The following is a 23,791-nucleotide window of genomic DNA, read 5'->3' as shown; positions in this document are numbered from 1 at the left end:
GATATAATGACTGTAGTAACAAAGCTGCCATACGACAAAGATTATATCGACCAGTTTTCTAAAGATAAAAATGAACCGGAATGGATGCGTGAATTCCGCCTGGAAGCTTTGGAGCAGGCTGAATCACTGAATATGCCTGAGCCGGATAAAACCAAAATTGGGAGATGGAATTTCAGCAAATTTAAACATACAGCAACAGGAGAGGCAGTAAATGCTTTAGAGGATCTGCCAAATGAACTTCAGGAGTTTTTTGATGCTGAAAAGAAGCCGGAAAACCTGCTTGTTCAGCGCAACCACTCTGTAGCCTATGCATCTCTCAGTGATGATCTAAAAGAAAAAGGTGTTATTTTTACGGATATCTTTACAGCACTCCGCGAACATGGAGACTTAGTAAAGAAATATTATATGACCGATGCTGTTTCCGTGGATGAACACCGTCTGACTGCACTTCATGCAGCATTGATGAATGGCGGAGCATTTGTGTATGTTCCGAAAAATGTCCAGGTGGATGTGCCGCTTCAGGCTATTTACTGGCAGGAAGACCCGGAAGTATCCATGTTTAATCATGTGCTTGTTGTAGCAGAAGAAAACAGTTCATTAACGTATGTGGAAAACTATCTTTCACATAATGAAAATGAAGAAACTGTAGCTAATGTTGTAGCAGAAGTGATTGCAAAAGAAAATGCAAATATTGACTTTGGTGCAGTGGATAACTTTGCGGCAGGTACAACGGCTTACAACAACCGCCGTGGTGTTGCTTACCGTAATGGTGTTGTTGACTGGGCACTCGGTGCCATGAATGACGGGAATACTGTTAATGAGAATATCACTCATTTAATCGGTGACAATTCTGTTTCCAATGCAAAAACAGTAAGTGTTGGACGTGGAAAGCAAACACAGAATTTCACATCAAAAATTGTAAACCATGGCTTGGATTCTGATGGGTATATTCTTCAGCACGGTGTTATGAAGGAAGCAGCTTCAGCTATATTCAATGGTATCGGAAAAATTGAACATGGAGCTACAAGAGCAAATGCCGAGCAGGAATCACGTGTATTGATGCTCAGTGAAAAAGCACGTGGAGACGCAAACCCAATTCTTTTAATTGATGAAGATGATGTAACTGCAGGCCACGCTGCATCTGTTGGACGTGTGGATCCTATGCAGCTTTACTATTTGATGAGCCGCGGTATTACCGAGGAGGAAGCGGAACGTCTTATTATTCATGGGTTCCTGGCACCTGTTGTTAATCAGCTGCCGATTGAATCCGTCAAGCAGCAACTGACAGAAGTAATTGAAAGGAAGGTATACTAATGGATGTGCAAGCCATACGGCAGCAATTTCCGATCTTACATCAGGAAGTAAACGGACATCCTTTAGTTTATCTTGATTCTTCTGCGACATCGCAAAAGCCACAGGCTGTAATTGATGCAGTGGAAAACTATTACCGACATGATAATTCGAACGTTCACCGTGGTGTGCATACACTCGGAACCCGGGCCACCGAAAATTATGAGGGGGCAAGGGAAAAGGTTCGACGCTTCATCAATGCAGCCAGTACGCAGGAGGTTATTTTTACAAGAGGTACGACAACAGCAATTAATACGGTTGCATACAGTTACGGAAGAGAGAAATTAACTGCGGGGGATGAGATTGTCATTACCCCGATGGAACATCACAGTAATATTATTCCCTGGCAGCAGGTTGCAAAAGTAACTGGTGCAACATTGAAATATTTGCCATTACAGCCGGATGGCACGATAAAGCTTGAAGATGTGGAAAAAACGATTACCGGCAATACAAAAATCGTAGCCATCACCCATGTTTCCAATGTACTGGGTACGATCAACCCTGTGAAGGAAATCGCAGCCATCGCCCATAAAAATGGTGCAGTGATTATGGTCGATGGCGCACAGGGGGCACCCCATTTAACACTTGATGTGGCAGAATTGGATTGTGATTTCTACGCCTTTTCCGGCCATAAAATGGGGGCGCCTACCGGGATTGGTGTGCTGTATGGAAAAAAACAGCTTTTGGAAAACATGGAGCCATTTGAGTTTGGCGGAGAAATGATTGACTTTGTAAACCTTTATGATTCCACCTGGAAAGAACTTCCGTGGAAATTTGAAGGTGGTACTCCGATTATAGCCGGTGCCATTGGCTTAGGTGCTGCGATTGATTTTCTGAACGAAGTCGGCATGGATGCCATTACTGCACATGAGGAAAAATTAGCCGATTATGCCATGCAGCAGCTGCGAAGTATTGATGGAATAACAATCTACGGACCTGAGAAACGTGCAGCGCTTGTTACATTCAATCTGGATGATGTCCACCCGCATGACACTGCCACTGCTTTGGATGCAGAAGGGATTGCAGTCCGCGCAGGTCATCATTGTGCACAGCCATTAATGAGATGGCTGGATGTCACAGCGACAGCACGAGCCAGTTTTTATCTATACAACACAAAAGAAGATGTGGATCGTCTGGTTGAAGGACTTATAAAGACGAAGGAGTATTTTGGTGATGTCTTTTAATAATTTGGATACACTATATAGACAAGTAATCATGGATCATTATAAAAATCCGCGCAACAAAGGTAAAATTGATGGTGATGTTTTAACCGTAGATATGAATAATCCGACATGTGGGGATCGTATCAAGCTGCAAATGCAAGTGGAAGAAGGTACGGTAAAGGATGCCAAATTTGAAGGGGAAGGCTGCTCTATCAGCATGTCTTCCGCTTCGATGATGACCCAGGCTATAAAAGGGAAACGCATAGAGGATGCGTTGAAGATGTCCGATATTTTTTCTCAAATGATAATGGGAGAGGACATTGATTCAGAAGGATTGGATTTAGGTGACATTGAAGCTTTGCAAGGAGTATCCAAATTTCCTGCACGTATTAAATGTGCTACACTTGCATGGAAGGCAATGGAAAAAGGTGTGAAGGAATCGTAGTTGAAACTGTCATTGGCAAACACCTAAAGGAGGTTTTATCATGGCAAAAAATTTGCCTGAAATAGAAGATTATAAGTATGGGTTTCAAGATAAGGACGTATCTGTTTTCCGCTCCGGTAAAGGATTAACCCGTGAAATAGTTGAAGAAATTTCCAGAATGAAGAACGAGCCGCAATGGATGCTGGATTACCGCCTGAAAGCGCTGGAGCATTTTTATGAGCGTCCAATGCCGCAATGGGGTGGAGATCTTTCCGAGTTGGATTTTGACGAAATTGTTTACTATGTTAAACCATCGGAAAGGCAAGAAAGATCATGGGATGAAGTGCCTGAAGAGATTAAACAGACTTTTGATAGACTTGGTATCCCTGAAGCAGAGCAAAAATATCTGGCAGGGGTTTCTGCACAATATGAATCCGAGGTTGTTTATCAGAGTCTGGAAGAAGATCTGGAAAAAATGGGTATTATTTTCAAAGATACCGATACAGCACTGCAAGAGCATGAAGAACTATTTAAGGAATACTTCGGAAAAGTTGTACCGGCAACTGATAACAAATTCTCGGCCTTAAACTCTGCGGTATGGTCAGGTGGTTCGTTTATCTATGTACCAAAAGGAGTTCAAACCACCGCCCCATTACAAGCTTATTTCCGTATTAACTCGGAAAATATGGGGCAGTTTGAGAGAACGCTGATCATCGTTGACGAAGGTGCATCTGTTCATTATGTGGAAGGCTGTACTGCACCGATCTATACGACAAACTCCCTGCATAGTGCAGTAGTTGAGATTTTCGTTAAAAAAGATGCGTATTGCCGTTACACAACAATCCAGAACTGGGCAAATAATGTGTATAACCTGGTTACAAAACGTGCAACAGTGGATGCGAACGGTACGATGGAATGGATCGACGGTAACCTTGGTTCCAAATTAACGATGAAATATCCATCAATCCTGCTGCGTGGAGAAGGTGCACGCGGAAACACACTTTCCATTGCGTTGGCAGGTAAAGGCCAGCTGCAGCACGCTGGGGCTAAAATGCATCACTTGGCACCAAACACCTCTTCATCTATTGTATCCAAGTCCATTTCCAGAGGTGGCGGAAAAGTATCCTACCTGGGACTGGTACACTTCGGAAGAAAAGCAGACGGAGCCCGTTCCAACATCGAGTGCGATACGTTAATTATGGATAATCAATCCACATCGGATACAATTCCGTATAATGAAATTTACAATGACAATATTTCTCTGGAACATGAAGCAAAAGTTTCCAAAGTTTCCGAAGAGCAGCTATTCTATCTGATGAGCAGAGGTCTGGATGAACAGGAAGCAACTGAAATGATTGTTATGGGCTTCATCGAGCCGTTTACAAAAGAACTGCCAATGGAGTATGCAGTAGAAATGAACCGTCTAATCAGCTTTGAAATGGAAGGCTCTATTGGTTAATAAGTTAAAAACCCTGTCACTACTTAGTGGCAGGGTTTTTACTTCCTCAAATAATTTAATTTCCGGAGCAGGCTTACTTAACATATTTATAGGAATAGGAGGGGAGTACCTCCCCTGTTTCAATGTTTATTTTCCTTTTTTTGCACCTTTAGCCAGCATTTTTCGGTCGATCGCTTGCGGTTGTTCTTCCAGCCAATGATTTTTAACCAAAATATTGTAAGAAAGTGCGCCGGCTTCCATGGCATGGACAAATACCTTGGAATAGTTTAGGGTGATATCTGATCTAAAGCTGGATCCAATGGAGGCACCATAATAACTCAGTGCGGCATTTACTAAAAAACCTGCATGAAACATCATTAATTTATCGGAAAAAGGACTTATGGTAGAGTCAGTAATCTCTATATCCCATTTTTCAGGGATTGTTAAATTATCGTCTTGTAATATAACATCAAAACTCTCCGCATCTTTCCTCGCCAGCTTCACATTCTTTACCATGAAATTACGCACCTCTTCTTTTTCTGCCACCTGACTGAACGCTATACTTAAACTGCTGATAAATCCGGTTTTCATGGAATTAAAAAAAAGTGTACTTATTTCTGAGCTGTATAATGGTCTCTTGTCGCCAATTAAATTGGAAACAAACCCTGGTGATTCTACGAAATTTGCCGTCCTGGGTGAAGGTATGGAGGGTACATTTTTAAATTTAGGATGTTTTTTTCCTGCTTGTCTTATTGATTGAAATAATGTTTTGGATGTTTTTGTACATTCAAAAAAATAATCTTGAATATCCTGTCTCTCGGTGTTTGTAATAGCAAGGCTATAAGCGGTTAACCCATGTATAGTCATAATATAGGCATAAAATAGTATAAATTGATCGGAAAAAAGACGGGGAGCATGCACATTTACATCCTTTTCTGTAAACCCGATTGGAATCTGGAAATTTGCTTGTCTTAAAAAACCGGTAATTTCTTTTACATGCTGTTCGGATAATTGAATGGAGCGTTCCAAAATGGATTGGATCTCTTTATCTTTTACGGTTGCAAGAAAATATCTGTATATACAAATAGCCATCGTATCACCCATATATTGGAGCCAAAGACTGGATACTTCAGCAGATGTTAACGTGTTATCTTTTGCTTTATCAAAAATTCCCAATGAAATACCTCCATTTTTCATTTGCCACTTTAGGAATTATTTTACGGTTTTTCATTAAAAACTATACAGCCTCTCGAAAAAAATAAATACCTTATGGTAAAACTGATACGTGAGTGCTATGCTTTTACAATACGCTTACTTCATATTTAATGGATGATTATAAGAGGGAAACAAGTATAAGTCACCGGAAAAGAGTATAGTATGAAGAAGCAGGCCGGAAATTGGATCAGAGATTAGTTGGACAACTACAGGAAAAACAAAAAAAGCACCTTATGAATCAAGCGGTGAAACCATTCCTGTTATTCCTGAACATCGGTGTTAACCCCTAAGAGCAGGCAATATTGCACTTATGCTGGGAGCCAATCCATTCTTAAGTCCCAATGATGTGAAAAGCATTCTGTAAACAGATGCGCCACCAAAGCCAGATGATCCTTGGGGTTATTTTGATGCAAATAAAGCTCTCACAATGACAAGAGATTATTTAAATCATAGGCAACCCAATCAATAGAGACCAGTTTATTATTGCTGTGATACAAAAATTTTTGTGTATAAAAAGAAAAGAGACTGTCTTGAAGCTCCATATAAAAATGGGACAGGTGACGGCCTGTCCCACCGTTCTTACAGATCTCTATCACGTTCTCTTTCCACGTCTGTTTCTTCACCCATCTCGGTACCGTAATTCAGCCTGCCTGTGTGACCCTGGCGTTCTGTGTTCCTTTCATCCATTGGTTCAAATAAGATGGTTAGACAATATAAACCGCTTAAACCGACAAGGGCATAAACAAGCCTGGATAGAGCAGCTTCTTGGCCACCAAAAATGGATGCGACTAAATCAAATTGAAAAAAACCAATCAGGCCCCAGTTTATGGCTCCTATAATAACCAGTGCAAGTGCTATACGTCTTAACGTTTCCATTTCTTCACCTCCTGATAAAATAGCAATGACGATAACTATTCATTTTACATTCAGCTCTATCCCATTCGCAGGAATTACTTTGAGCTGTGGAGTTCAATCCCTTTTATAAAGTTCTATAAGTCTCCGGATGAATGGAACCCAAGCTTATCTTTTGTAATGGGAGAAATATTTATCCGTATTTGACAAAAAAATTCATAACAAATGGCAACTACGTATAAAAAAATGATATAAAAGTCTTAATTAGGATTTTCCATCCAATAATGATAATATAGAAAAAGAATACATTATGTTGGAAGGCGAAATAATTGGTATTGTTCATATGTTTAGTGATTGGGATAGTTACTGCTTTTATGGGCAGTTTAATGGGATTGGGCGGAGGCGTTATTCTTGTGCCCACCCTTTTGCTTCTGCATGAGTTTTTTGATGCTTTTGCATGGGCAACCCCTCAAACAATAGTAGGGATATCCTTGATTGTCATGATTTTTACAGCTTTATCCTCTACCATCTCTTATTCAAAAGCGGGACGAGTGGATTATAAAACAGGAGCGCTTTTTTTGGTTGGGAGCATTCCAGGCAGTATGTTTGGATCGTGGCTTAACCAGTTTTTTAATACAGACGCATTTTTATTGTATTTTGGGTTTGTTATTATTTTAATATCCATGCTGTTTTTCATTAAACCGGACAGGAAGAAGGTTACCCCTCACGAAAAAGGTGTTCGTTCGTTTGACATAAATGGGGAAATATATTATTACCGGATCTCCATTCCTGCTGTAGTGGTTGTTTCTCTTATGGTAGGTATGTTTTCGGGTTTGTTTGGTATTGGCGGCGGTTCAATCATGGTGCCTGCCATGATTCTGTTATTTGGTTTTCCAATCCATATTGCAACAGCTACGTCCATGTTTATGATTTTCTTTGTCAGTATCATAGGGGCTTCCACACATATTGCGTTGGGGCATATTGCATGGGAATATGTTTTCTCTTTCATACCCGGAGCATGGATAGGCGGTAAGCTTGGAGCTATGGTTAATCAGCGTTTAACAGGCAATATATTGGAATGGGTGCTGCGAATATTACTGGTTATTATTGGTGTTCGAATGATTTTCCAGGGCTTGGCGTAAGGAGTATCAGATATGCAGGAAAAACTTTACTTATATTATACAAATGATTTACACAGCAACTTTGAACAATGGCCTCGGGTTGCTTCATTTTTAAAACGGGAGAAAGCAATGAAGGATGCTGCCAAAGATTCTTATTGGCTGATAGATATTGGAGATCATGTAGATCGTGTGAATCCTATTGCGGAAGCTTTTATGGGTAAAGCCAATGTTGCACTGTTGAATGATCTTGATTATGACATAGTGACGATGGGGAATAATGAAGGGATTACACTTCCTCATGAGGATTTGTTTCATTTATATGATGAAGCCGGTTTTCATGTTGTTTGTGCCAATTTGGAGAGCCTGGATAAAAAAGAGCCGCACTGGCTGCAGCATACGGTTCATTTAAAATCCATTCAAGGGGTAAGGGTAGGGTTTATTGGATTGACTGCGCCTTTTAATGCTTTTTATGAACTGCTGGGCTGGCATGTCTCGTCTCCGTATCGCGTGCTGGATTCTTATATTCAAGGGTTAAAGGATAAAACAGACGTCATTGTTTTATTATCTCATTTAGGGATTAGCGAAGATCAGGAAATAGCCAGAAGATTTCCGGAAATCGATGTTATTATTGGTGGACATACACATCACTTGCTGCGTACAGGCGAGTATGTGAATAATACCATGATCACCGCAGCGGGTAAGCATTGTTTCCATGTTGGGGAAGTGGTTTTAACATGGGATCATGAGGATAAAAGATTAGTCCATAAAGAAGCATACGCAACGGATATTTCACATTTGGCAAAGGATTTGCGCACGGAGCAGAGTCTGAAACAGCTGAATGACAAAGCTGCAGAAATTTTGGGAGAAGTGGTCGTTCATACGGAATCAACCGTTGAGGTTGGCTGGTTTAAGGAAACCAAAATCATGCGGGAGTTGACACGCACACTAAAAGATTGGACGGAAACGGATGTGGCCATGCTTAATGCAGGACTTCTGCTTGATGAATTTCCTGCAGGTGATATAACGTATTCAGACATTCACCGGGTATGTCCTCATCAAATCAACCCTTGTGTCGTACAATTAAATGGAGATGAATTGCTGGAAGTAGTTCGGGGTTCCCTTGCTAAATCCTTTACGGAATTAAAGTTAAAGGGGTTCGGCTTTCGAGGAGAAGTGCTCGGGAGAATGGTGTTTTCCGGTTTGACGGTGGAAACCACAATACGTGAAGATGGAGAAGAACATGTGGAAAACGTATTACTTCATAATGAACCATTGGATCCGGAGGCAATTTACTCGGTAGCAACTGCAGATACATTTACCTTTGGTCGTCTGCTGCCTGAAATAGCAAAGTCCGAATCGAAGCAATATTTTTTACCGGAGTTTTTGCGTGACCTTTTGGCTGATACTTTGCGCAGCCGTTTTTCGGCCTGATTTATCCCGGTGTGACATTGTCTTTTTTAACTGCATACATTATTACTGTACAGTTGAAGGAGGCATTGTATTCATGTTAACCGTAAATCCCCTGGAAGTGGAAGGAATGCATTTTACAGCGATTCGCGTGGAATTGCCTAAAACTAATTTACTGATGATCAGCAATGAAAAAGGCTACATTATGTGTGCAGCATTGGACGTGGATGTATTAAACGAAAAGTTGAAAGACCGGAACGTGATTGCCGGAAGAGCTTCCGGAGTAAGGACAATTGATGAATTATTATATGCTCCGTTGGAGAAGGTTACGGAAGCCTCGAGGACCTATGGATGGAGAGAAGGAATGTCCGGAAAAGAAGCACTTTTGAAAATATCCTAATGGAAAAACCTCCTTTCATAACCAGTTTTAGTTGAGGGCTTGCGATATATTGGATGCGTAACGGATAAATGTATCACAAGGATGAGAAACCAATATATTACATGAATTGCAACAGGAATCTTTGCGCTTTCTTTTTGGTAAAACAAACTTAATAAAATAATGAAGTGTATAATTTTCCCTTCTACCCCCCTTGGAACAAGCATATTCTTGATGTAAGGGGGGTTTAAGATTGATAAAAAAGAAACGCTACCGCAAGAAATTTGCATCACCTCCGGGCAAAAATATTTTCCTGATAACCATGATTGTATTTGCCTTATTTTGCGGGTTAAGTATTTGGATCGTCGACCATGGCATTAAACCGGTTCTAATGGATATTGCCGAAAGAAAAATTGATGAAATTGCTACAAGAGCCATTAATTCAGCTGTGCGATTTGCAGAAGGCTATGATTTCTCTGAAGTGTTAAATATTACGTATAATGCAGATGGAAATGTAGCTACGTATAATCATAATCCTGCAGTTGTCAGTGAAATAAATAGAGTAGCAACAGACCGGGTGGAGGAGTTTCTCCTGAACGTCAATCGTGGTGATCCGATTACATATGATTATTCCCTGCATGAACCGTATGATTATCAGGAAGGGGCAGAGGACAGGGCGATGCAGGATCCGACCCTTGTGGAAATACCGTTGGGGCAAGTAACCGGAAATACAGTCCTGGCAAATTTAGGCCCTCGTGTTCCTGTAAACCTCGAATTAATTGGGAACGTACGAACAAACATTACTCGTGAGACAGAACCTCTGGGAATTAATGGTTCCTGGGTGTCATTGTATGTGAATGTGGAAGCTGATGTTCAAATTATCATTCCTTTCTCGTCTGAAGTAACAACAGTTCAAACGGAAATTTATATTGATGGGGGAGCAATAATGGGTGATGTGCCGGACTTTTACAGTGGAGATGGTGAAGACCCGTCCATCGCGATACCAAGGGAGAATTTTGAGGATGAAAATGAACAGAATGAATAGATGATGCTCCCTGGCGAATAGAGTTGTAAAGACAATGATGGGTTATATTCCATCATTGTCTTTCTTTATTTTTACAGTAGTCTGAATAGATGGGTTGTCTTAAAGTTGAATATTCTTTGACAACGACAGAAACTCCCTTTATAATACAAGCATAAATATCTGAAAAAAATAAATTTTGTAATCCATCTTTGTAACCGGACATACATATAGGTTATGAGGAGACTTGGGGGGTGCTTGAAAGAATAAATATTAACTTCAGTGTGTTAGCCAGTTACGTTAATTTCTCAGCATTGTAGCAGGATGGTGTAAATTGTATTTACGAAATTCTCAAATAGAAAGAAAAAAGAGAAAGCCAGTGCTATTCCGGTTTTGTTTCTTTTTCCAGGTAAAAACCGGAAAAAGAGAACTGAACTTTTGGAAAGGTAATTTATTCTTTAATACTGGTATTTTTCGGAATATTATTGACGTTCCAACAAATCTTGCTTACAATTACAATGGTATTAAAAATTTTATAAATTAGGGGGTTTATGGAATGAATGGAAGAGAGCAATGGGCCACACGGACCGGTTTCATATTGGCTGCTGTCGGCTCTGCGGTTGGTTTAGGTAATATTTGGCGCTTTCCTTATATTACCGGGGAATATGGAGGCGCATCTTTTTTACTCGTCTATGTGATATGTATTTTCATTATCGGCTTGCCAACGATGATTGCGGAGTTTTCAATCGGGAAACGGGGACAGCTGGATGCAGTTGGATCTTTTGCGAAAACAGCACCTGCAAAACCATGGGTGATAGGTGGCTGGCTGGGTGTTATTACATCTTTCCTCATCGTATCATTTTATGCAGTTATTTGCGGTTGGGTCCTGTATTACATGTTCAGTTATATGATCGGAAGCATTCAGCAGGTGGAAGCTGGAGGCGTTGAAGAATATTTCGGCGGCTTCATTGGTGATGCATTCCTGCCGGTACTGTGGCAGATTATTGTTATGGCTATTATTGTTGGTATTTTATATTTCGGTGTTAAAAAAGGGATCGAGCTCAGCAGTAAAATTTTTATGCCGTTACTTGCTGTTATTCTAGTGGTGCTTGCCGTATACGGATTAACATTGGATGGAGCCGCTGAAGGGCTTGCATTTTTATTTGTTCCTGACTGGAGCGCTCTGGGTGATCCTTCTCTGTACTTAGCCGCCATCGGGCAGGCGTTCTTTACATTATCCCTTGGGATGGGGATTATGGTAACATACGGCGGTTATCTCTCAAAACAAGTTGGGAGCCGTTTACCCGGTACTGCAACAAGAATTGTACTGTTGGATACTTTATTCGCCATTGTAGTTGGAATAGTCATTTTCACTGCGGTATTCAGCATAGGGATGGATGCTGCGCAAGGACCGGGATTAGTGTTTGTCGTATTACCTGAAGTCATTAGCATTGCATTAATTTATCAACCATTTTGTCAAGCATTACATCTAGTAAAAAATATTCCCAATATAGGTAATAATACTTACAATTGCATAAAAAAAGCCTTATAATTAGGGTAGTAGTTCTTGTCCAAATCCCTAATTATAAGGAGCATCACATGGACAAGGATAACACAAAAACAACAATAAATGAATTATTAAAGATAATAAACGAACAAACTTTTACGAAATTAATCAATGTGATCGATCTTGATAAGTACGTTAAAAAACTGACAGCTCATAAATTTTTACAGTTGCTTATCATAGCCCACATAAATGAGGTTGATAGTTTAGCGCACCTTACCCAAAAGGTGAAAGATGATGACAAATTAAACCGCCATATGGGATTTGATATTAGCACCTCTCAACTTTCAAGGAAGCTGGGAGCTTTATCACCAAAAGTTTTTGAGAAGGTCTTTCACCATCTTGTTTTTAACATCCATGCTCGGCAGAAAGGGCAGCCTATTTCTCAACAAATCTCAAGACTTCATGTCATTGATTCGACAACGATGAGTATGTCCCTGACGCAATATCCATGGGCAACATTCCGTAAAACAAAAGCCGGCGTTCGGCTTCATCTTCAGGTAGTTGTTACAAAAGACATGGTATTGCCTGATAGTGGTGTACTTACACCAGCCAAGCATGCAGATCGAACACAGATGAATGAACTTATTGAAATCGTACCTGATGCTGTCTATCTATTTGATCGGGGTTACAACGATTACAAACAATTTGATAAGCTTTGCATGGAAAAAGTTCGTTTTATTACACGGTTGAAAAAGAACGCTGAAGTAAAAGTACTTCAAGAATATGAGGCAAATCCAGACTCTCTCATATTTAAGGACCAGAAAGTTATCTTAGGAAAAGGAAAAAACCAAATGACTAGATCATTAAGGTTAATTGAAACAGAAGATAGTGAAGGTAATACGGTTATCATTATCACAAACTGCTTCCATCTTTCCGCTAATGAGATTGGTGACTTGTATCGCTACCGATGGAAAATAGAGACCTTTTTCAAATGGATGAAACAGCATTTACACCTGAAAACATTCTACGGAAAAAGCGAGAATGCCGTTTACAATCAAATCTGGATTGCGCTCATTACATACTGTTTAGAACTTTTAATGCAGCGAAACTTACATCATAAAGGATCATTATTAGACGTACACCGAAAGTTGCAAACCAACTTATTTGAAGGACTGGATAAATTCATTCGTTCCCTCTTTAGAAAGCCTGAACGCACGTCAAAAGGACGGCGAGCAAATCGTTGGGAGAGAGAATTTAAGTTCATAGAGCGTCAATTTGCACTTGAGGAGGTGAGTCATTTAAACGATTTAACGTTTGATCCTTTATTTTAATTACTTTTTAATATAATTCAAATTATCTGACAAGGACTACACTTATTCCTGTATTAACTTTTTTTCACTGTTCGGAATGAGGTGCAGTCAGAATATTGCATCATATTAATGTTACTTATGAAATCTTTGCTTGACTTTAATTTTTAGGTTTTATGCAATGCTAATGACCTGAAGTATTTAATCAGATGGCCGGAGCAGGAACATTCTTTGCGATCTTTTTCTTCTTTCTTGTGTTTATCGCAGGTCTATCATCGGCTATTTCACTGTCGGAAGTCAGTGTATCTTTTGCGATGCGCCAAGTGAATTTGACCAGAAGAAAAGCGGTACTTATTGTAGGTGGACTGATCACCCTATTTGGTATTCCGTCTGCCTTAAGCCAAGGCGGACCGCTCGGTGATTTTCTCATCTTCGGTTATCCGTTCCTGGATTTCGTTGACGTTTTGACGGATAGCTATTTCCTTCCTATTGGCGGGTTAATTGTTGTTCTGTTTGTCGGCTGGGGATGGGGAAGCAAAGTTGCCCTGGAAGAAGCTGATTTCAAAAATCCGGGGCTTGCCAAAGCCTGGCTGTTTATGATTCGCTTTATTGCACCAATCATGATTATCATTATTTTACTCGCTAATCTGTTTGGCATTGAAGCATAAATATTTGGCGATGTATTTCAAAAAGTAAAGGAAGAAACCTTCACACATTGTTGTGCGGGTCTCTTCCTTTTTTAATTTTCCATCCGCTCCCATTTTCTTAAATATGGGTAAGGGTCAAAGGACCAGTCAGTATGTCCGTTATCCTTATACATGCCATAATGGAGATGCGGCGGAAATTTGCCCGAAGTTCCGGGCGGACCATAGCCGGTCGAGCCGACACTTCCGAGTACATCACCGGGTTTTACTACCTGTCCGATCTCTATATCATCTTCATATCCGCTCATATGCGCATAATAATGATAAATATTAAATATATCACGGATGCCAATTCGCCAACCGCCATATAAATTCCAGCCCATCATTTCAATGACACCGTATGTTGTTGACTTAACCGGGGTTCCATAATCGGCAAAAATATCCGTTCCTTCATGAATACGTAAGCCGCCAAAGCCACGACGGTCTCCCCAGGTATTATGAAAAGTGTAATTGTATTCTGTTGCCAACGGAAACGAACGGTCTGTCAGATGGATGTCTTGAAATTTATCAAATACCTTTGCTGTATTCATGATGGTTTGTACCGTTAAATCCCGCTTATAATAATTCCATAAAGCAATTTTTATTTCATCCCTTGTATTGCCGTACTCCAATAGAATTTGAGCCATTGTGTACAAAACATCTTCCGGATCCTCGGGGTCAGCATGTCCATTGCCGTTTCCATCTTTTCCGATACCATTATGGACCGAGATGACATGTTCATCTGTCAATTTGGAGATATTTCCTGCGCCAAACCAGACCGACGGCTCAAACTCTATGTTTATCACTTGTTCTTCATCTTCTTCTTTATTTATATTGCGCTCATAATTTTCAATAGCAGCAAAATAATACCACGGAATTTGTGTCAGTGCCTCCGTTTTTTTAAATAAAGCCATTCGTTCCTTATGCACCAATGTTTCATCTTCTTCGGCAATCACTTTGTCGGAAATACCGGCCAATGAAATAAATAATACTGGCAACAAGGCAAAAATGAAAATGTATTTGTTAGGATTCAATTTATTTCACCCTTTAATTGTTGTAACGATACGTAGTTTTTGTAAAAAATAATGCTTTATAAATAACATTTTATTCCATATAGAAAAGTGTAGGACCAGGAATATAGCAACCAGGGAAAGGGAAATCGAATTACAGGACAGCACCGCTTAAAGTTTTGCACCAGTTTACATCGTAATAAAGCTGATAAAGTGGGGTGTTTGTCTTCTATAAAATTCAGCTTCCCGGTCCTAAACGCTTACTTGAAATAGCAGCTGCTGGTCTGTCTAAATAAAATTCATTAATTATCACCCTGTGGCGAATTCTCCATTTCCTCAATGATTTTATCAATTGTGTTTTGATAGTTCGGATGAGTGGTTTCGGAGATGTGCAGACTTTGTATATCGGGAATAAGAGATGGGTTGTCTGATACAACGATATCAAAGTATCTTGGCATCACCGATTCCGCCGTTTTTCTGGCAATTTCAGCTGCATTATCTTCATCCATGCTACCCTCTATTTCATAGGCAATTAAAACTTCATCATCGGAGACGAGTGTCGCTACTTGTTCAAACTCCTCGTTATTCAGAATAATACCCGTGATCATACTGGCCATTTCGTTTCTGTCCATTGTTACAACCTTGTCTTCATCCTGGTTCCTTTCAAATTGTTCCTGTGTATAATGGACATAACCAAGTTGATCGTTTATTTCCTGATTCCCGGGTGTCTGCAGCTCTTCTCTGTTTGGGTTCAGTTCATTCACACGCTGTTCTCTTTCATCCAATGTATTATTGGCTCTATCACAACCGGCAACGAACAACAGCAAAATACATATAGTTAACATTATTTTCTTCATATGTTTCATCCTTTTTGCAGTATTTTCTCTGTTAGCTTATGTTTTTCGGTAAAATTCATACGCGAATTAATTTGTATTGCTGTCATTTTTTCCCGATAATTCGTTCATTATATCCATCAATGGGGGAAGAGCTGAAAAATATTTTCTGGTTTTCACTGCCCGGTGTATGGTAAACTGGATGCAGCAAAAGCGGAGGGATAAGCATGATTGAACTACAGGGTAAACAATATGATCTCATCGAAAATAAAAAAGATGGATTTCAAAAAGAAGCAATTGAGGAACGGTATTCCGAAGTGCTCGCAAAATATGATTACATTGTTGGAGATTGGGGTTATGACCAATTAAGGCTTAAAGGCTTTTACCGGGATGATCATAAAAAGGCTCCGATTGATTCCAGAATCGGCACACTGGATGATTATTTATACGAATACTGTAACTTCGGCTGTGCTTACTTTGTAATTAAGAAAAAAGTGTAAACATCACCTGGTTGCCTGATAAATTAAATAAGGGCAGCAGATTGACTGCTACCCTTCAAATTCTTCGTGCTGCGGATGGACATCCCCGGATTCATCATGGATTACATGCGCACCGGGAGTCTGACGCGGCAGATCCTCATGCATTTCTTTATATGGGTACACAAATGCACTTTCGCGGCGCTGTCCTTTTTCCCATGGCGTGGACTTGCCGTAAACAGCTTCCTCCTGATCGATTGGAGAACCAAATGAGCCTTCCGGAAATTCTTCCGGGATAATGCTGTTTTTTATATCATGCACATTGGAAAAGTCAGAGAACTTTTTAACATTTCTGCGCGACATAATCCCATCCCCCTTTCTCTCTATAGTCTATCCAGAAGAGAAAGGAATATCCTCACCATTCACTGGTGTTCATTTTCAATAATCGCCCGTTCATAACCGCTGAATTTTCGTTCGAGCATTTTCCCCAGGCGAAATAGGGCGTCCTCACTTCCAATATTTCCTATCACCTGAATAGCAATAGGCATATTGTTTTCGTCTCGACCTACAGGAATGGTCAGGGAAGGTAATCCCCATACATTTGCATAGGCCGCATAAGGCATATACTTCAAAAAAGTTTTGCGGATGGAGAATATTTCTTGAAATACCTTACCGTGTTCCAATGCTCCTGTATGATAGACAGGGAAAATAAGTATACGTTGGTCTAAAAAGTCCTTTAATACCTGGTCACCTTCTGCGAGAATACGATGTATTTCCCGCACCCTGCTTTTGGACGGTTTAAACAGTTTCGCACCAATGATTGCCCAGGATAAATAGGGATGGATGGCCGTTTTTTGTGTCAGCCTTTCTTTCGTGTATGCTTTCCACACATGGGATCGGTCATGATTAAAAGCTTCCTTTTCAATTAGTTTGCTGCCATCACTGGACATGATTTCCTGCCATAATAACGCACTGTCTTCAAAAAAAGGAGGCATACGCCGATTTGTCAAAAAGGAATCCATTAAAAAATTGTCGATCTTATCCAGTATTTCCTTCGTTTTTTCTGATAAAGGATAATTCAGATTGCCCGGCAAAATATCGATTTTGAACCCCTGTAATGTACTGACCCGGTTTTTTTCAGCCGAGAGGAGATGATATATAAGCTCGATATCCCGCACGGATTTTCCCATCGGTCCTGCAGTTAGCATTCTTTTCTGCAGCTCTGTGCCTGCTTTCGGAAAATGTCCTTCCATGGAAACGCGGTTCATTCCCGGTTTGAAACCGACAATACCATTAAAATGACTCGGAAAACGGATGGATCCGCCAATATCAGATCCAATACCGGCTGCAGCTCCTCCTGCAGCGAGAAGTGCTCCTTCACCGCCGGTGGACCCGCCGGCAGTCCGGTAAATGTCCCACGGGTTATTTGTTCTCCCGTATAATTTATTGTCTGTCTCCTGACAGAAACTTAAGGCAGGTGTATTTGTTTTTCCGAGTATAATCGCACCGGCCTCTTTTAAACGGGCAACCACTGCGGCATCTGTCCGGGATACCAGGTCATGCCGGTGTACAAGGCCTCCGGTTGTTCTCATGGAAGAGACATGAAAAGATTCTTTAATGCTGATGGGTACGCCAAATAAAGGTCCATCCGGCTGACGATGCTTCAGTGTTTCATCCTTTTCCCTGGCTTCCTTCAACGCTTCGGTAAATCGGGTTTCCACCATGGCATTGAGGGATGGGTTTATTCGTTTAATATGATCAATGTAAATAGAAACTGCTTCATATACCGATATTTTTCCTTTTTTAATAAAGGATGCAATATCGGTTGCATCCATCGCGAGAACATCATTTTTATGAATGGATTTTATACTCATTTTTCGCGCTCCCCTTGGAATTATTCCTTTTTCCCAACTATACCATGTTTATATGAAATACACATGCCAAATGTGGTATAATAGCATTGTAGCAAGTTATTGGGGGTAACATAATGTATTTTGTTGACCGAAGTAAAATAGAAGAGATACTGTTGTATATGGAGGAAATATTAGAGGAAGTAAAGGGAAAAAACTTTAGTTCCTCTTTGGATCAATTAGCCTTGGAGCGAGCGGTGCATGTATTAATTGAAAGCATACTTGACGTCGGCAACATGATGATTGATGGATTTATCATGCGTGACCCGGGAAGCTATGAGGATATTATAGATATTTTAATGGATGAAAAGGTATTGCCTTCCGGGGAAGAAAAGGCTTACAAACATTTTATTCAATTGAGGAAAAAGCTTGTAAATGAATATACTGCTGTGGATCATGCGTTTCTGGGAAATGCAATGTCCGAGCATCAGATGGTACTGGAAGCATTCAGTACGCATATCCGCAACTATTTAAATAATGAACTGGGAGTAGCGAATGCATTTTCAAAAGAGATATGAAGGTGAGAGGAAATGAAAAAAATTACTTCCACGAAGCAAAAACTGTTAAATATACTGAAAAAGAGCGGAGTTTGTACGATAGGCGAAATCATGGATAGTTTCACCATATCGGAAATTGCGGTCAGAAAACATATCCATGAGCTGGAACAACAAGGTTTTATTCAAAAAAACTCGGTGAAACAGCGTTTGGGCCGGCCATACCATACCTATGAACTGACCGGAAAAGGTCATGACACCTTTCCGAACCAGTATGAACAATTGCCTCTGGAGCTCCTGCAGGATCTGGAAGAACTGCAGGGAAAAGAAGCGGTGGATGCCCTTTTGGCCAAACGGATGGAAAGAGAAAAGAATGAAATGGAAAAAGAAGTTGGGAAATCCATTTTTGATGAGAAAGTAAGCAAGGTAGCAGATATACAAAACGAAAAAGGATATATGGTTGAACTTGACCAATCCGAAGATGGCAGTTATATTATCACCAATTATCATTGCCCGATCGTAAATCTTGCAACGGCCTACAATCAGGTTTGCAGAAATGAAAAAAAAGTGTTTGAAAAAGTTTTTAACACAAAGGATGTTGTTTCCGAAACATGTATTACTAAGGGGGATAATTTCTGCAAATGGTTGATTAAAAAGCCAAAGGGAACAGTCTAATGTTCCTTTTGGTTTTTTTAGCTGGGATAGAGCAGCATGTTAAATAGAAATAGATCATGGCAGAAAAAGAGGGATAAGCATGAAAAAGTATAAGGGATATTTAATTGATCTGGATGGTACGATGTATCGGGGCACTGAGCCGATTGAATCAGCGGTTGAGTTTGTAAATGAATTACATAATAGAGAAATTCCATATATGTTTATTACGAATAATTCTTCAAAGACCCGGGAAGCGATATCGCAAAAACTGAATGATATGGGAGTGCCTTCCACTGCGGAACAGGTGGTCACGTCAAGCGTTGCAGCAGCAATGTATTTAAAAGGATTAAATCAGGGAGCCAGCTGTTATTTAATTGGGGAAGAGGGGCTGCATGAGTCATTGAAGGAGGAAGGGTTTGTTATTACAGAAGACGACAATTGTGATTTTGTTGTCGTTGGGATCGACAGAAATATTACATATGAGAAATATGCCAAAGCCTGCCTGGCAATCCGAAAAGGTGCTGCTTTTCTTATTACAAACAGTGATAAAGCAATACCAACGGAAAGAGGACTATTGCCCGGAAATGGAGCTTTGTCTTCTGTGATTACCGTGAGTACAGGTGTGAAGCCGATGGCTGTCGGAAAGCCGGAATCAGTAATTATGGAAGCGGCGATAAGTAAGCTTGGTATGAATAAAGAAAATATCGCCATGATCGGGGATAATTATGATACGGATATCCAAGCTGGAATCAGGGCTGGCATTGATACGATTATGGTATTTACCGGGGTGACACAGGAGGAGGAACTTCCCGGACTGGTGGAGATGCCGACATATCATGTGGAGGACTTACGGGAGTGGGTTCATTTTATTTAGCTTGTATTACTGAAACAGCAGGAAAACTGCGTGTATTCGCCGGATAAACCATCACAACCGCATAACAATCAGTAGCCATTGCTCCCATAAAAAGACATGCTCCCAAAGCCAATGGAAGGCATGTCTTTCTTATTTCCTGTTTCTGCCGCTACAGCGGTTTAATCATCAAGCATCGCATCATCTGCGGTAGCATGGGCTAGTCTGCTTGAAGCCGCTGCTGCAATGGCACCGACAATATCATCAAGGAATGTATGACATTCGCCGGTTGACTTATCATTTAATCGCTTCAGAATGCCGGGCTTTTGTTTGTCAATGTAGCCATAATTGGTCAACCCTATGGAACCGTATACGTTTACAATGGACAATGCAATAACTTCATCAATACCGTAGAGACTTTCATCGGTATCAATTGTTTTTTGCAAAGGCTGCTTCAATTTTTTCTGTTCTGCCAGTTCGTCCAGTTGAATTCCCGTCAGGATCGCATTTTGCACCTCGCGTTTGGTAAGCACGCGTTCCACATTATATTTACAGTCTTCCATTTTTAAGTGGTCATGATATTTGGATTGCAGGTAAAAAACGAGTTCTGCAATATCATCCAACTCCACGCCGCGGTCTTTCAGCCATTTTCTTGCTGTTTGCTCCAGTTCACTTTGTTTTGTATTTTCTTCCATATAATCACCTCTATTTAAAATTTCAGTTAAAAATACTATCCATCCCTCATATACATTAATAGTAATGCAAACAAAAAGGGGGAATCCAATTGCCTTTTCGAAATATGCTTCTTGCACATTATGAAATTCAGACAGAGGATAAACGGCAGATAAACGGGAAAGAGGGATACAAACAGTCGGAATATATTTATTTTATCATTCCGGCAGACGATAGGGAAATTTTATACATGGAACAGGCCGCCTTAGCCTATTATTTGACGGAAAACGAGTATGATCAAACGGCAGTTCCGGTTCAAAATATTCATGGGGAATGGTTCACGAGCTACCAGGATAGAACGTACATGGTGATTAGGGCAAATCAGTACTCGCGGGTAGCAGAAGGATCCCCTGGTGAAACACTTGCGCATTTTCATCAGATTGGGTCCAAATATCAATTTGAACCACAGCATGTTTCCAGTTACGGACAGTGGAAACAATTGTGGATTCACAAATTAACGCAATTCGAACACAGCGCGGAGGAAAATGCCGCAAAAAACCCTACTCCATTCAATATACTTGTTATCGACAGTTTACCCTATATCATCGGTATAAGTGAAAATGCTATTCAATTTCTCCAGGAAAGCGAAAAAGATTATCGTTTTCATGAATCTGACGAAGGAACCATTGCCTTCAGCAGATACATCAATCAATTGCACCAGTCATTTATTTGGCCGCATGACCTTGTATATGATCATCCGGTAAGGGATTTGGCTGAAACTATACGTTACAGCATAACACATCGTGAACAGAAAGGAAATATTTATCAGTTTTTGCAGGACTATCAAACCGTTCGGCCGCTGTCCGTATTCAGCTGGCGGCTATTATACGCCAGACTGCTGTTCCCCGCTCATTTTTTCGATGCGGTTTACACACCTCCCGCCAATGACCCGGAAGAGAAATATTTGCATTTTAAACATCTCATCGAACAGCAGGGGACGTATGAAAAAACACTCCGAAACTTTTTTGCGGATGCCGGGATGGAAAGAGAACCATTGGGCATCCCTACCTTGCATTGGCTGTGATTTTGCACGGGTATAACATGAGAATACTGTCGGCACTGTGTTACACTGTGTGTAACAGAAGAAGTTGAATGGAGGAGGAAATATGGCAAAACCGCGTATTTATATTACAAGAAAAATTCCGGATACTCTTTTGGAACCGTATGAAGCAGCGTTCGACTTTCGTCTTTGGGAAAAAGAAGATGAGGCGGTGCCCAGGGAAATACTAAAAAAAGAAGCCGACGAGGCGGATGGTTTACTATGTGTCCTTACAGATCAAATTGATGAGGATTTCCTGAAGGAGGCACCTCATTTGAAAATCGTTGCCAATATGGCAGTTGGCTATGATAATATTGATGTTTCTGCAGCCAGGGAATATGGTGTCACCATTACAAACACGCCTGATGTATTAACAGAAACTACGGCCGACCTGGGTTTTGCGCTATTGATGGCTACAGCGAGAAGAATGATAGAAGCAAATCAGTATATTAAAAATGACCAATGGAAAAATTGGTCTCCTTATTTACTTGCAGGAGCGGATGTTCATCACAAAACAATAGGCATTGCAGGCATGGGAAGGATTGGAAGAGCCATCGCGAGACGTGCTAAAGGCTTTGGCATGAATGTGCTGTATTATAACCGGTCACGCAAGCCCCGGGCAGAAGAAGAGCTGGGAGCCTTGTATACTGATCTCGCTACACTTCTGAAGGAATCTGATTTTGTTGTCTCCGTACTTCCGCTTACAACGGAGACGAAACATATGTTTAATGCAGCCGCATTTCAGAAAATGAAAGAATCCGCCATCTTTATTAATATTTCCCGTGGCGGGGTAGTAAATGAAGCAGACTTGGCAGCGGCGATCAAGAAAAAGCAAATAAAAGGAGCGGGATTGGACGTGTTTGAAAATGAGCCGATTGCAGCGGACCATCCTTTTATGCAGCTGGAGGAAATCGTCTGTATGCCGCATATCGGGTCTGCCAGTGAAGAAACAAGGTCAGCCATGCTGAACCTATGCCTGGAAAATATTCATGGTTTATTCAGAGGAGACGGGCCAAAAACCCCGGTGGAGGAATAATGAAGACAACTGATTTTAATAAAAAAATATATTTTACAATTTGCTGAATCAGGGAACTATCTCGAAGCCCACCTGTCTAGGTTAAAAGCAGAAAATGTCTTTGACAGGGGTTCTCGAGGCCCCTCATGACAGGTAAAAAGCAGAAGATGTCCTTGAGAGTGTTTCTCACCGCCCCTCAGGCCAGGTAGAAAGCAGAAAATGTCTTCGAGCGGTATTCTCGAGGCCCCTCAGGCCAGGTAAAAAGCAGAAGATGTCTTTGAGAGTGTTTCTCACCGCCCCTCATGACAGGTTAAAAGCAGAAAATGTCTTCGAGAGTGTTTCTCGCCGCCCCTCCAGGATAGGTAAAAAGCAGAAAATGTCCTCAACAGGGATTCTCGACACCCAAACGCAATGATACTCACCAGTAAAACTCCTGGAGGAGAGTTCCAGGAGTCCAAAAGAACCGTTTATTCCTTTATAATAAACACGAGAAGTTACAGTACCCAAAATGCCCGGAAAGTTTACCGAGTAAAAAGCTGTGTACTATATTCAGTACACAGCCTTCTGTATATGTTATGTTTTTTAAAATACCTGTTCGATTTCTGTTACTCCCGGAACTTCTGTCATTAAGGCACGCTCAATGCCGGCCTTTAATGTAATGGTTGAACTTGGACAGTTGCCGCAAGCTCCCATCAAGCGAAGAAGCACAATGCCGTCTTCATCAACATCTACCAGTTCCACATCTCCACCATCACGAAGTAAGAATGGGCGCAGCTTGTTTAATACTTCCTGTACTTGCTCTTGCATCATCCATCTTCTCCTTTCTTATTTCTTATTATAAAACGAATGCTGGTAAAAATCTATCCATATACAAACATTTTCTATTTGGTTACATACATTTTATCTTTTACCAA

General features: G+C 40.7%; 25 protein-coding genes. 17 read left to right on the top strand and 8 right to left on the bottom strand.

The features are described 5' to 3' along the window. Nucleotides 1–6 precede the first annotated feature (6 nt). Genes sufD through sufB form a run of 4 tightly spaced genes read left to right on the top strand, consistent with a single transcriptional unit; the run spans nt 7 to nt 4,396 of the window. Complete coding sequence (gene sufD / locus ACZ42C_RS08075) at nt 7–1,314, top strand: Fe-S cluster assembly protein SufD (protein ID WP_461183454.1); 1,308 nt, start codon at nt 7–9, stop codon at nt 1,312–1,314. After that, the gene (locus ACZ42C_RS08070; protein WP_461183453.1) at nt 1,314–2,534 is read left to right on the top strand and encodes a cysteine desulfurase; all 1,221 of its coding nucleotides are present in this window, start codon (nt 1,314–1,316) and stop codon (nt 2,532–2,534) included. The genes sufD and ACZ42C_RS08070 overlap by 1 nt, the downstream gene beginning before the upstream one ends. Further along, entirely contained in the window at nt 2,524–2,958 is a 435-nt protein-coding gene (gene sufU / locus ACZ42C_RS08065; RefSeq protein WP_461183452.1) for a Fe-S cluster assembly sulfur transfer protein SufU, read from the top strand. Before ACZ42C_RS08070 ends, sufU begins: the two co-directional genes overlap by 11 nt. Before the next feature lie 40 nt (nt 2,959–2,998). Further along, nucleotides 2,999–4,396, top strand: coding sequence for a Fe-S cluster assembly protein SufB (gene sufB, locus ACZ42C_RS08060; RefSeq protein ID WP_461183451.1), 1,398 nt, complete (start codon nt 2,999–3,001; stop codon nt 4,394–4,396). A gap of 126 nt (nt 4,397–4,522) precedes the next feature. On the opposite strand, the gene ACZ42C_RS08055 is transcribed toward sufB, so the two are convergent. Both ACZ42C_RS08055 and ACZ42C_RS08050 read right to left on the bottom strand, forming a co-directional pair. After that, a complete protein-coding gene (locus tag ACZ42C_RS08055) occupies nt 4,523–5,551 on the bottom strand; it encodes a DUF3231 family protein (RefSeq protein ID WP_461183450.1) in 1,029 nt (342 codons plus the stop codon). Nucleotides 5,552–6,169: 618 nt separating this feature from the next. Then, the gene (locus ACZ42C_RS08050; protein ID WP_461183449.1) at nt 6,170–6,466 is read right to left on the bottom strand and encodes a DUF378 domain-containing protein; all 297 of its coding nucleotides are present in this window, start codon (nt 6,464–6,466) and stop codon (nt 6,170–6,172) included. A 305-nt stretch (nt 6,467–6,771) separates the two neighbouring features. Here ACZ42C_RS08050 and ACZ42C_RS08045 point away from each other — a divergent pair, with 305 nt between their 5' ends. The 7 genes from ACZ42C_RS08045 to ACZ42C_RS08015 all read left to right on the top strand — a co-directional run bounded on the left by ACZ42C_RS08045 (nt 6,772) and on the right by ACZ42C_RS08015 (nt 13,849). Next, on the top strand, nt 6,772–7,584 hold the full coding sequence (locus ACZ42C_RS08045; RefSeq protein ID WP_461183448.1) for a sulfite exporter TauE/SafE family protein: 813 nt from the start codon (nt 6,772–6,774) through the stop codon (nt 7,582–7,584). Between the two features lie 12 nt (nt 7,585–7,596). Continuing rightward, complete coding sequence (locus ACZ42C_RS08040) at nt 7,597–8,994, top strand: bifunctional metallophosphatase/5'-nucleotidase (protein WP_461183447.1); 1,398 nt, start codon at nt 7,597–7,599, stop codon at nt 8,992–8,994. Nucleotides 8,995–9,067: 73 nt separating this feature from the next. After that, the gene (locus tag ACZ42C_RS08035) at nt 9,068–9,370 is read left to right on the top strand and encodes a YunC family protein (RefSeq protein ID WP_461183446.1); all 303 of its coding nucleotides are present in this window, start codon (nt 9,068–9,070) and stop codon (nt 9,368–9,370) included. A 229-nt stretch (nt 9,371–9,599) separates the two neighbouring features. Beyond that, the gene (yunB, locus tag ACZ42C_RS08030; protein ID WP_461183445.1) at nt 9,600–10,391 is read left to right on the top strand and encodes a sporulation protein YunB; all 792 of its coding nucleotides are present in this window, start codon (nt 9,600–9,602) and stop codon (nt 10,389–10,391) included. Between the two features lie 532 nt (nt 10,392–10,923). Continuing rightward, the gene (locus ACZ42C_RS08025; RefSeq protein ID WP_464891344.1) at nt 10,924–11,919 is read left to right on the top strand and encodes a sodium-dependent transporter; all 996 of its coding nucleotides are present in this window, start codon (nt 10,924–10,926) and stop codon (nt 11,917–11,919) included. Between the two features lie 47 nt (nt 11,920–11,966). Beyond that, nucleotides 11,967–13,205, top strand: coding sequence for an IS4 family transposase (locus tag ACZ42C_RS08020; RefSeq protein WP_461183818.1), 1,239 nt, complete (start codon nt 11,967–11,969; stop codon nt 13,203–13,205). A gap of 185 nt (nt 13,206–13,390) precedes the next feature. Beyond that, nucleotides 13,391–13,849: an SLC5/6 family protein gene (locus tag ACZ42C_RS08015; protein ID WP_461183010.1), complete on the top strand. Its 459-nt coding sequence runs from the start codon at nt 13,391–13,393 to the stop codon at nt 13,847–13,849. A 71-nt stretch (nt 13,850–13,920) separates the two neighbouring features. On the opposite strand, the gene ACZ42C_RS08010 is transcribed toward ACZ42C_RS08015, so the two are convergent. Continuing rightward, nucleotides 13,921–14,898, bottom strand: coding sequence for a M23 family metallopeptidase (locus tag ACZ42C_RS08010; protein ID WP_461183009.1), 978 nt, complete (start codon nt 14,896–14,898; stop codon nt 13,921–13,923). 278 nt (nt 14,899–15,176) lie between these two features. Beyond that, a complete protein-coding gene (locus tag ACZ42C_RS08005) occupies nt 15,177–15,731 on the bottom strand; it encodes a YhcN/YlaJ family sporulation lipoprotein (RefSeq protein ID WP_461183008.1) in 555 nt (184 codons plus the stop codon). A 203-nt stretch (nt 15,732–15,934) separates the two neighbouring features. Between ACZ42C_RS08005 and ACZ42C_RS08000 the strand changes: the two genes are divergently transcribed. Then, a complete protein-coding gene (locus ACZ42C_RS08000) occupies nt 15,935–16,207 on the top strand; it encodes a YutD family protein (protein ID WP_461183007.1) in 273 nt (90 codons plus the stop codon). A 48-nt stretch (nt 16,208–16,255) separates the two neighbouring features. Here ACZ42C_RS08000 and ACZ42C_RS07995 read toward each other — a convergent pair whose 3' ends face one another. Then, nucleotides 16,256–16,546, bottom strand: coding sequence for a hypothetical protein (locus ACZ42C_RS07995; RefSeq protein ID WP_461183006.1), 291 nt, complete (start codon nt 16,544–16,546; stop codon nt 16,256–16,258). Nucleotides 16,547–16,605: 59 nt separating this feature from the next. Further along, entirely contained in the window at nt 16,606–18,057 is a 1,452-nt protein-coding gene (locus ACZ42C_RS07990; protein WP_461183005.1) for an amidase, read from the bottom strand. A 113-nt stretch (nt 18,058–18,170) separates the two neighbouring features. On the opposite strand from ACZ42C_RS07990, the gene ACZ42C_RS07985 reads away from it, so the two are divergent. The 3 genes from ACZ42C_RS07985 to ACZ42C_RS07975 all read left to right on the top strand — a co-directional run bounded on the left by ACZ42C_RS07985 (nt 18,171) and on the right by ACZ42C_RS07975 (nt 20,115). Beyond that, the gene (locus ACZ42C_RS07985; protein ID WP_461183004.1) at nt 18,171–18,611 is read left to right on the top strand and encodes a DUF86 domain-containing protein; all 441 of its coding nucleotides are present in this window, start codon (nt 18,171–18,173) and stop codon (nt 18,609–18,611) included. A 12-nt stretch (nt 18,612–18,623) separates the two neighbouring features. Further along, nucleotides 18,624–19,262, top strand: coding sequence for a helix-turn-helix transcriptional regulator (locus tag ACZ42C_RS07980; RefSeq protein ID WP_461183003.1), 639 nt, complete (start codon nt 18,624–18,626; stop codon nt 19,260–19,262). Nucleotides 19,263–19,341: 79 nt separating this feature from the next. After that, nucleotides 19,342–20,115, top strand: coding sequence for a TIGR01457 family HAD-type hydrolase (locus ACZ42C_RS07975; RefSeq protein ID WP_461183002.1), 774 nt, complete (start codon nt 19,342–19,344; stop codon nt 20,113–20,115). Nucleotides 20,116–20,273: 158 nt separating this feature from the next. Here the strand turns inward: ACZ42C_RS07975 and ACZ42C_RS07970 are convergent, their stop codons facing one another. Continuing rightward, the gene (locus ACZ42C_RS07970) at nt 20,274–20,786 is read right to left on the bottom strand and encodes a phosphatidylglycerophosphatase A family protein (RefSeq protein WP_461183001.1); all 513 of its coding nucleotides are present in this window, start codon (nt 20,784–20,786) and stop codon (nt 20,274–20,276) included. A gap of 89 nt (nt 20,787–20,875) precedes the next feature. On the opposite strand from ACZ42C_RS07970, the gene ACZ42C_RS07965 reads away from it, so the two are divergent. Then, complete coding sequence (locus ACZ42C_RS07965) at nt 20,876–21,847, top strand: protein kinase family protein (protein ID WP_461183000.1); 972 nt, start codon at nt 20,876–20,878, stop codon at nt 21,845–21,847. Nucleotides 21,848–21,929: 82 nt separating this feature from the next. After that, nucleotides 21,930–22,898 (top strand): 2-hydroxyacid dehydrogenase, encoded by a 969-nt coding sequence (locus tag ACZ42C_RS07960; RefSeq protein ID WP_461182999.1) that lies wholly within the window; start codon nt 21,930–21,932, stop codon nt 22,896–22,898. Nucleotides 22,899–23,459: 561 nt separating this feature from the next. Here ACZ42C_RS07960 and ACZ42C_RS07955 read toward each other — a convergent pair. Continuing rightward, a complete protein-coding gene (locus ACZ42C_RS07955; RefSeq protein ID WP_164216677.1) occupies nt 23,460–23,684 on the bottom strand; it encodes a NifU family protein in 225 nt (74 codons plus the stop codon). Nucleotides 23,685–23,791 lie beyond the last annotated feature (107 nt).

Source organism: Virgibacillus kimchii (assembly GCF_055379185.1).
The sequence above is the reverse complement of the archived record's forward strand: the minus strand, read 5'-3'. Positions and strand labels throughout refer to the sequence as shown.

Excerpts from the sequence above, each read along its gene's own strand:
- ACZ42C_RS08020 (WP_461183818.1), top strand. The coding sequence starts at position 11,967 with ATGGACAAGGATAACACAAAAACAACAATAAATGAATTATTAAAGATA.
- ACZ42C_RS08040 (WP_461183447.1), top strand. The coding sequence starts at position 7,597 with ATGCAGGAAAAACTTTACTTATATTATACAAATGATTTACACAGCAAC.
- ACZ42C_RS08000 (WP_461183007.1), top strand. The coding sequence starts at position 15,935 with ATGATTGAACTACAGGGTAAACAATATGATCTCATCGAAAATAAAAAA.
- ACZ42C_RS08025 (WP_464891344.1), top strand. The coding sequence starts at position 10,924 with ATGAATGGAAGAGAGCAATGGGCCACACGGACCGGTTTCATATTGGCT.
- ACZ42C_RS07955 (WP_164216677.1), bottom strand. The coding sequence starts at position 23,684 with ATGCAAGAGCAAGTACAGGAAGTATTAAACAAGCTGCGCCCATTCTTA.
- sufD (WP_461183454.1), top strand. The coding sequence starts at position 7 with ATGACTGTAGTAACAAAGCTGCCATACGACAAAGATTATATCGACCAG.
- sufB (WP_461183451.1), top strand. The coding sequence starts at position 2,999 with ATGGCAAAAAATTTGCCTGAAATAGAAGATTATAAGTATGGGTTTCAA.
- ACZ42C_RS07960 (WP_461182999.1), top strand. The coding sequence starts at position 21,930 with ATGGCAAAACCGCGTATTTATATTACAAGAAAAATTCCGGATACTCTT.
- ACZ42C_RS08050 (WP_461183449.1), bottom strand. The coding sequence starts at position 6,466 with ATGGAAACGTTAAGACGTATAGCACTTGCACTGGTTATTATAGGAGCC.
- ACZ42C_RS08070 (WP_461183453.1), top strand. The coding sequence starts at position 1,314 with ATGGATGTGCAAGCCATACGGCAGCAATTTCCGATCTTACATCAGGAA.
- ACZ42C_RS08035 (WP_461183446.1), top strand. The coding sequence starts at position 9,068 with ATGTTAACCGTAAATCCCCTGGAAGTGGAAGGAATGCATTTTACAGCG.
- ACZ42C_RS08005 (WP_461183008.1), bottom strand. The coding sequence starts at position 15,731 with ATGAAGAAAATAATGTTAACTATATGTATTTTGCTGTTGTTCGTTGCC.
- ACZ42C_RS07970 (WP_461183001.1), bottom strand. The coding sequence starts at position 20,786 with ATGGAAGAAAATACAAAACAAAGTGAACTGGAGCAAACAGCAAGAAAA.
- sufU (WP_461183452.1), top strand. The coding sequence starts at position 2,524 with ATGTCTTTTAATAATTTGGATACACTATATAGACAAGTAATCATGGAT.
- ACZ42C_RS07995 (WP_461183006.1), bottom strand. The coding sequence starts at position 16,546 with ATGTCGCGCAGAAATGTTAAAAAGTTCTCTGACTTTTCCAATGTGCAT.
- ACZ42C_RS07990 (WP_461183005.1), bottom strand. The coding sequence starts at position 18,057 with ATGAGTATAAAATCCATTCATAAAAATGATGTTCTCGCGATGGATGCA.
- ACZ42C_RS07975 (WP_461183002.1), top strand. The coding sequence starts at position 19,342 with ATGAAAAAGTATAAGGGATATTTAATTGATCTGGATGGTACGATGTAT.
- ACZ42C_RS08015 (WP_461183010.1), top strand. The coding sequence starts at position 13,391 with ATGGCCGGAGCAGGAACATTCTTTGCGATCTTTTTCTTCTTTCTTGTG.
- ACZ42C_RS07980 (WP_461183003.1), top strand. The coding sequence starts at position 18,624 with ATGAAAAAAATTACTTCCACGAAGCAAAAACTGTTAAATATACTGAAA.
- ACZ42C_RS07985 (WP_461183004.1), top strand. The coding sequence starts at position 18,171 with ATGTATTTTGTTGACCGAAGTAAAATAGAAGAGATACTGTTGTATATG.